Origin of the sequence: Mycolicibacterium peregrinum (assembly GCF_001665625.1) — a bacterium.
GTDB classification, from domain to species: Bacteria; Actinomycetota; Actinomycetes; order Mycobacteriales; family Mycobacteriaceae; genus Mycobacterium; species Mycobacterium peregrinum_B.
In genome coordinates this window covers 1-592 of sequence record NZ_LZSY01000024.1, presented here as the reverse complement: position 1 = coordinate 592, position 592 = coordinate 1, and the positions used below count along the sequence as shown (strand labels likewise).

The following is a 592-nucleotide window of genomic DNA, read 5'->3' as shown; positions in this document are numbered from 1 at the left end:
TGCGCGGCGGCCGAGTAGAACGCGTTGGCCCACCCGCTGATCGACAGGTTCCACAGGTAGAGCACCGCGGTGCCGGCCAACAGCAGGCCCACCGCGATGCGCTGGGTGATCGGGGTCGAGTTGCGGGGCTTCGACTCCTCGGGTGTCGCCGCCGGCACCTCGGCAGCGGGATGCGCGGCAACAAGGGTCACGTTCTCATCGTTGCCGTGGCCGCTAGGTGCCGGATTGGTCCGTCCTGTGCGTGCCCTGTGAGCTGACGACCGGCAGCCGCACCACGAATTCGGTCGAGCCCGCGGTACTGCTCACCGCGATGGTGCCGCCGTGCGCCTTGAGCACCGCGGCCACGATCGCCAGCCCCAACCCGGTGCTGCCCTCCCTTCGTGACCGCGACGAGTCTCCGCGGGCGAACCGTTCGAACACGTCGGGCACCTCGGTCACGGTGTCGCTGAAACCCGACCGGGATGCGGTGCTGCTGAGCGTCGCAGACGACGGTCCTGGCATACCCGCAACACTGCTGCCCGACGTGTTCGAACGGTTCGCCCGCGGAGACTCGTCGCGGTCACGAAGGGAGGGCAGCACCGGGTTGGGGCTG

2 protein-coding genes and 1 pseudogene are annotated in these 592 nt (G+C 69.4%); 1 reads left to right on the top strand and 2 read right to left on the bottom strand.

Going from position 1 to position 592, the window contains the following annotated elements:
- Positions 1-191: hypothetical protein (locus A5779_RS04260; protein ID WP_131811564.1), on the bottom strand; the 191-nt coding region annotated here is incomplete at its 3' end.
- A gap of 22 nt (positions 192-213) precedes the next feature.
- A pseudogene (locus tag A5779_RS34375) lies at positions 214-426 on the bottom strand (ATP-binding protein); the annotation flags it as partial.
- On the opposite strand from A5779_RS34375, the gene A5779_RS34370 reads away from it, so the two are divergent.
- A partial coding sequence (locus tag A5779_RS34370; protein ID WP_236734642.1) for an ATP-binding protein occupies positions 365-592 on the top strand: 228 nt, incomplete at its 3' end. The pseudogene A5779_RS34375 and the gene A5779_RS34370 overlap by 62 nt on opposite strands.